This is a genomic window from Micrococcus lylae NBRC 15355 (genome assembly GCF_001570885.1).
Classification (GTDB): domain Bacteria; phylum Actinomycetota; class Actinomycetes; order Actinomycetales; family Micrococcaceae; genus Micrococcus; species Micrococcus lylae.
The window spans coordinates 1-6,054 of sequence record NZ_BCSN01000082.1; the positions used below are offsets into that span (position 1 = coordinate 1).

Annotated in this window: 6 protein-coding genes; 4 read left to right on the forward strand and 2 right to left on the reverse strand. The window is 72.9% G+C overall.

Features of this window, described 5'->3' with window-relative positions; translation table 11 throughout:
- Positions 1-408: FAD-dependent monooxygenase (locus MLY01S_RS11515; protein WP_174520657.1), on the reverse strand; the 408-nt coding region annotated here is incomplete at its 3' end.
- A 165-nt stretch (positions 409-573) separates the two neighbouring features.
- On the opposite strand from MLY01S_RS11515, the gene MLY01S_RS11520 reads away from it, so the two are divergent.
- The 4 genes from MLY01S_RS11520 to MLY01S_RS11535 all read left to right on the forward strand — a co-directional run bounded on the left by MLY01S_RS11520 (position 574) and on the right by MLY01S_RS11535 (position 4,558).
- The gene (locus MLY01S_RS11520) at positions 574-1,350 is read left to right on the forward strand and encodes an IclR family transcriptional regulator (RefSeq protein WP_082740150.1); all 777 of its coding nucleotides are present in this window, start codon (positions 574-576) and stop codon (positions 1,348-1,350) included.
- Between the two features lie 169 nt (positions 1,351-1,519).
- Positions 1,520-2,653: a histidinol-phosphate transaminase gene (locus MLY01S_RS11525; RefSeq protein ID WP_067192297.1), complete on the forward strand. Its 1,134-nt coding sequence runs from the start codon at positions 1,520-1,522 to the stop codon at positions 2,651-2,653.
- Positions 2,654-2,656: 3 nt separating this feature from the next.
- Positions 2,657-3,001, forward strand: a complete 345-nt coding sequence (locus tag MLY01S_RS11530; RefSeq protein WP_067192300.1) for a Rieske 2Fe-2S domain-containing protein — start codon at positions 2,657-2,659, stop codon at positions 2,999-3,001.
- Positions 3,002-3,268: 267 nt separating this feature from the next.
- Positions 3,269-4,558: a glycerophosphodiester phosphodiesterase family protein gene (locus tag MLY01S_RS11535; protein WP_067192304.1), complete on the forward strand. Its 1,290-nt coding sequence runs from the start codon at positions 3,269-3,271 to the stop codon at positions 4,556-4,558.
- Positions 4,559-4,668: 110 nt separating this feature from the next.
- Here the strand turns inward: MLY01S_RS11535 and MLY01S_RS11540 are convergent.
- Positions 4,669-6,054, reverse strand: a 1,386-nt coding sequence (locus tag MLY01S_RS11540; protein WP_067192307.1) for a protein adenylyltransferase SelO family protein, incomplete at its 5' end; no start/stop codon positions are given.

Sequence of the window (6,054 nt, forward strand, 5' to 3'; positions counted from 1 at the left end):
CAGGTGCGGGAACTCGGACACGCCCTCCGGGTCGTCCTCGGCCAGGGAGGTGCGGACGATGTTCTCCGGGTTCTCCGGATCCGGGTTCCAGAAGGCCATGTACGTCAGGTCGAAGGCCTCGTCGATGATCTCGTTGGCGAAGCCGAACGCCTGGAAGGTCTCCACGGAGCGGGCCTGGATGCCGTCGGCCTGCCCGATCTTCAGGCGGTGGGGGCGGCGGTCGATGATGCGGGTGGTGACGTCCGGGAACATCGCCAGCTGGGCGGCGGCGATCATGCCGGCCGGGCCTGCGCCCACGATCAGCACGTCCATCTCGTCCGGCAGCTCGGCCGGGCGGTCGAGGCCGACGCCGGCGGCCGCGTACTGGCGGGGGTTCGTGGAGACATAGCCGTTGTGATGGAAGAGCATCCTTGGTCCTTTCGCGCGGGCCCGGGGGAGCGGGGCGCCTCGGGAGGTGGTCGCGGCGGCTGTGTTCGCATATGGAACACGCTGTTCTCATAGAGAACGAACTGTGTCAGACTGTACGCCAGGCGTGAGCCACTTCACAAGGGTTTCTCCGGAAAGGAGCCGTCCATGACACCGCCGCGCAGCACCACGACGACGGCCGCCCCCTCCGGCGCCCGCGGCGCCTCCTCGTCCGCCTCCTCGCAGACGCTGGACCGCGGCATCCGCGTGCTCGAGGTGGTCACGGGCTCGGCGCAGCCGCCGACCATCGCGGAGGTCGCCGCCGCGCTCGGTGTGCACCGCTCGATCGTCTACCGGATCCTCCGGACCCTCGAGGACCGCCGTCTGGTCCGCCGCGACGCCGCCGGGCGCGTCTACGGCGCTCCCGGCCTGGCCGTGCTCGCCCGCGGCGTGGAGCAGGACCTGCAGGCCGCCGCCCTGCCGGAGCTGACCGCGATCTCCCAGGACCTGGGCATGAGCGCCTTCGTGGTGGTGTGGGACGGCCAGGACTGCACGACCCTCGTCACCGTCGAGCCTGCCCAGGGCAACCTCGTCACCCAGCGCCCCGGCACCCGGCACCCGCTCGGCCGCGGCGGCCCCGGCCTGGCAATCGCCGCCTCCCTGGAGCCCGAGCAGCTCGCCGCCGCCGCGGACACCGGCATCATCGAGGACCCGGAGCGCCCCGAGGTCGCCGCCGCACGCGAGCGCGGCCATGCCACGAGCCGCGGCGAGGTCATCCCCGGCGTCTTCTCCGTGGCGGTCCCGCTGCGCGTGCCCGGGCAGCTGCCCGCGGCCGTGGCGGTCGTCTACGCGGACCGGGCCGAGGACACCGAAGCCATCGGGCGGCGCCTGAGTGCCGGCGCCGAGACCATCGCCGCGGCGCTGGGCGCCGCGCCCGCACACTGACGCGGAGCCCACCGCACTGAGGTGCCGGAGTCGATGCGGGGTGGGGAGCCCGCCGCGAAGCCGCCGCGCGGAGACGAACTGACACCGCAGACCCGCCCGCGCTGACGGAATGCGCACCATCGGCAGCTCCGGCAAGACAGGCCAGTGCCGTCGTCGTAGTCTTCTGACCATGACTGAGACCCCGAAGCCGAGCACGACCGTCGTCCACCCCAACCCGGTGATCGACCTGCTTCCGCCCTACGCCGCAGGCAAGCCCCCGGCCGCCGTCGAGGGCCTGACGCCGTACAAGCTGTCCTCCAATGAGAACCCGTACGCCCCGGTCCCGTCCGTGCTGGACACCGTCACCGCGCTGGTGGCCGGCGCCGAGGGCGAGGCCAGCGCGCTGTGCCGCTACCCGGACCCGCTGTCCACCGCGCTGCGCACCCGCCTGGCCGAGCACCACGGCGTCCCGGCCGACGACATCGTCACCGGCGGCGGCTCCCTGGGAGCCCTGACCCAGATCATCACCGCCTACGCGGGCCCGCACGACGACGGCCACCGCGACGAGGTCCTCTTCGCCTGGCGCTCCTTCGAGGCGTATCCGATCGTGGTGCGCTCCGCCGGGGCGAAGGACGTGCAGGTCCCGCTCACCGCGGACCACCGCCACGACCTGCCGGCCATGCTGGACGCGATCACCGAGAACACCCGCGTGATCATTCTCTGCACCCCGAACAACCCGACCGGACCGGTGCTCACCACCGCCGAAGTCGAGGACTTCCTGGCCAAGGTGCCCGAGCACATCCTCGTGGTCATCGACGAGGCCTACGTGGAGTTCGTCCGCCACGACGACGCCGTGCAGGGCATCGAGATGTACCGCAAGCACCGGAACGTGGCCGTGCTGCGCACTTTCTCCAAGGCCCACGGCCTGGCCAACCTCCGCGTGGGCTACTCGATCGCCCACCCGGAGATCACCCGCCACCTGCGGGTCGTCGCCACCCCGTTCGCGGTGTCCACGGTGGCCGAGCAGGCCGCCATCGCCTCCCTGGACGCCCTGGACGAGGTCACCGAACGCGTCCAGAAGGTGGTGGACGAGCGCGAGCGTGTGGTCGCCGCCCTCACCGAGGCCGGCTGGGACATCCCGGAGACCCACGCCAACTTCGTCTGGCTGCCGCTCGGAGAGCAGGCCGCGGACTTCGCCGCCCGGGCGGGCGAGCAGGCGCTGTCCGTCCGCGCCTTCGCCGGCGAGGGTGTGCGCGTGTCCATCGGCGAGGTCGAGGCGAACGACCGGTTCATCGCCCTCGCCCGCGACTACCGGAAGGGCTGAGCCATGGCAGGGAACGAGATCCACGTCGGCGCCGCCGCGGACATCGCCGTCGGCGAGGCCACGGTCCTGCCCATGGGCGCGACCGGCCACTGGGACGACATCGCCGTGTTCCACACCGAGGACGGCGGCTTCCACGCCATCGACGACTCCTGCACCCACGGGGACATCTCCCTGGCCGAGGGCGAGCTCGAGGGCCTCGAGATCGAATGCTGGCTCCACGGCTCCCGGTTCTGCCTCACCGACGGCAAGCCGCAGTGCCTGCCCGCCACCGAGCCGGTCGGGGTGCACCGGGTGGAGGTCCGCGACGGCGAGGTCTACCTGACGATCGTCGACCGCAAGCAGGGCTGAGGCCGGAGGGCCGGCGGACGGCCGCCGGTGACGGACCGGCGATGCCCGGGCGAGCCGAAGGGGCCCGCCTGCTCCGTGGGAGCGGGCGGGCCCCTCGGCGTCTCCCGCTCTTCACGCGCAGGTCACCTGCGGTGAAGCGTCTGTCCACCGTGGCGGCAGATGCAGGTCACCGGCCGGTGCGAGCGTGGGCGGCGGCACGGGGCCGCCCCGTGCCGGGTGAGTGCGGATCCGTCCAGGCTCACCCTGTCCCGAGGCAAGGAGCCGAGCATGCCCGCGCATCGCGAGACCACGTCCCGCACCCGCCGCCGCGCCACCGGAGCGCTGGCCGCCGCCGCCATCACCGGAACGCTGCTGTCCCCGGCCGCGCAGGCCGCGGTAGAGCACGCCCCCGGCGCACCGGAGCCTCATGGGCGCGCCGGTGCCGTCTCGGCGCAGACCGTCGGCTCCTCCGCGCCCGAGGTGATCGGCCACCGCGGCGCCGCGGGCGTGGCACCGGAGAACACGGTGGCGGCCTTCCGTGAGGCGGTCCGCTCCGGCGCCGGCTTCTTCGAGATCGACGTGCAGCTCTCGGCCGACGGCGTCCCGTTCCTCTTCCACGACTCCACGCCCGCACGCACGACGAACGTCGCCGAGGTGTTCCCCGGCCGCGAAGACGACCCGATTACCAGCTTCACCTGGGACGAGCTCCAGCAGCTCGAGGTCGGCTCCGCCTACGCCGAGCGTTACCGGGGCGAGCGGATCCCGCACCTGGACGACGCCGCCCGAGCCGCCACCCCGCGCACCGGTGTGTTCATCGAGATCAAGAGCCCGCAGGACTCGCCCGGCGTCGAGGCCGTCGTCGCCGAGTCGCTCGCCTCCGTGCCCGAGTGGCAGCGCCTCGTGGCCCGGGGCAAGGTGGAGGTCATCGGCTTCGACGCCGAATCCAATCGTCGCTTCGCAGCCCTGGCACCGCAGATCCCGCTGCAGCAGCTCGCCGGCACCGTCCCGGACGCCGCCGCCCTGGAAGCGGTGGCCGAGTATGCGGACGGCTTCAGCACGAACTACCGCAGCCTGGACGCGGACGGGGTGCGGCGCATCCATGACGCCGGCCTGGAGGCGGCCGTCTACACCGTGAACTCCGTGGAGGCCTACGACCAGGTCGCGGCGCTCGGCGTGGACCGGGTGACCGGCGACTTCCCGCGCGAGCTCGTCCGCCATGCGAAGGGGCTCAAGCCGTTCCCGCAGGCGCAGGGCGTGCGGATCCTCGACTCCGTCAACGACGTCCCCGGGCCGGACCTGCAGCCGGAGACCGGCGAGCACGTGGTGCTGGTCAACGACGGCCCGGCGCCGGTGGACGTCTCCGGCTACCTCCTTCGAGACGCCGCCTACAACGTGCTGACCGTCGGCGAGGGCTACATCCTGGAGCCGGGCCAGACCCTGCGGGTGTACACCGGCCCCGGCACCGACTCCGAGGACGCCTACTACAACCAGGGCACCTCGAACGTGCTGAACAACGGCGGCGACTCCGTCGGCCTGTTCACCCCCACGGGTCGTCTGCTGGACACCTTCGCGAACTGACCCGCCGCACCGAAGGGCCCGCCTGCTCCATCCGGAGCGGGCGGGCCCTTCGGTGTGCTCGGGGCGGAGGAGGACGCACCGGCGCGGGGCGGTCGCCTCCGGCTCTCGGCTCAGGTCCCGCAGTACGTCACATACCTTCCCGACGACGGCGCGGCCGGCTCCGCGTATCGCTCCCGTCCGTCCGGGGGCGAGAAGGGCCTGCGCACCTGGGACAGCAGATTCTCGAAGGGCGTCAGGTCGCCGGCCTCCGCGGCGTCCAGGGCCTCCTCGACGAGATGGTTGCGGGCGATGACCACCGGGTTCGTGCGACGCAGCAGTGCAGCGTCCGGACCGTGGGCGAGCCAGTCCGCACCCCAGTCCTGAAGCGGGTCTGGGAGCAGCGTGGCATCTGCTGACTCGGCGACGTCCGCCAGCGATGCCCAGAAGGACGTCCAGTCCACGCGGTGCTCGGCCAGCAGCGCGAACAGCGGATCGGTGAGCGTGGTTACGTCGGGCACGGTGGCGGCCGTCCCGGTGGAGGCGGAGGCGTTCGGCGAGGTGTCCTCGGCAGGTGCGGGGCCGTCGTCGGGAACAGGCTCTGCGGGGAGGCCGAGCTTGGCGGCCAGGCCGCGCCGCCAGGCGGCGGTGTGGTGCACGCGGAACTCGTCCAGCACACGCTCGGCGGCGGCCACGGCACGCTGCTGGTCCGGGTCGATCAGCGGCAGCAGTGCCTCGGCCAGGCGGGCGAGGTTCCAGCGGGCGATCGCCGGCTGGTTCCCGTAGGCGTAGCGGCCGGCATGGTCGATCGAGGAGAAGACCGTGTCCGGGTCGAAGGCCTCCATGAAGGCGCAGGGGCCGAAGTCGATCGCCTCGCCGGACAGCGTCATGTTGTCCGTGTTCATCACGCCGTGCACGAAGCCCAGCAGCATCCACTGCGCCACCAGCTCGGCCTGGGCACGGGCGACGGCGCGCAGCAGGTCCAGGGCCGGCACATCCGTGCGCGGGGCGTGAGGGTGGTGGCGGTCCAGGGCGTGCTGCACCAGGCGCGTCAGGAGGGTCTCCGGGTGGAGGCCGTCCGCACGTTCCGGGGAGCCGGCGGCCTCGTGCTGGGCGGCCAGGGCCGCCGCGTACTGGACGGTGCCCACGCGCAGGTGGGAGGCGGCCGTGCGGGCCAGCACCGCGCCGGGCAGGGAACGGTCCCGCTGCACCTGACCGCCCGTGGCCACCACGGCGAGGGCCCGCGAGGTGGGCACACCGAGTGCGTGCAGGCAGGCCGAGACGAGCACCTCGCGGAGCATCGGGCCGAGGGCGGCCAGGCCGTCCGAGCCGGGGCGGGAGAACGGGGTGCGGCCCGAGCCCTTCAGGTGCAGGTCCGTCAGGGACGGGAGGGCGTCCGGGGACTCGACGGTTTCCCGAACGGAAGCGTCCGGGGACTCGACGGTTTCCCGAACGAAAGCGTCCGGGGATTCGACCGTTTCCCGAACGAAAGCGCTGGGGGTGGCGGGGGTGCTGGGGGT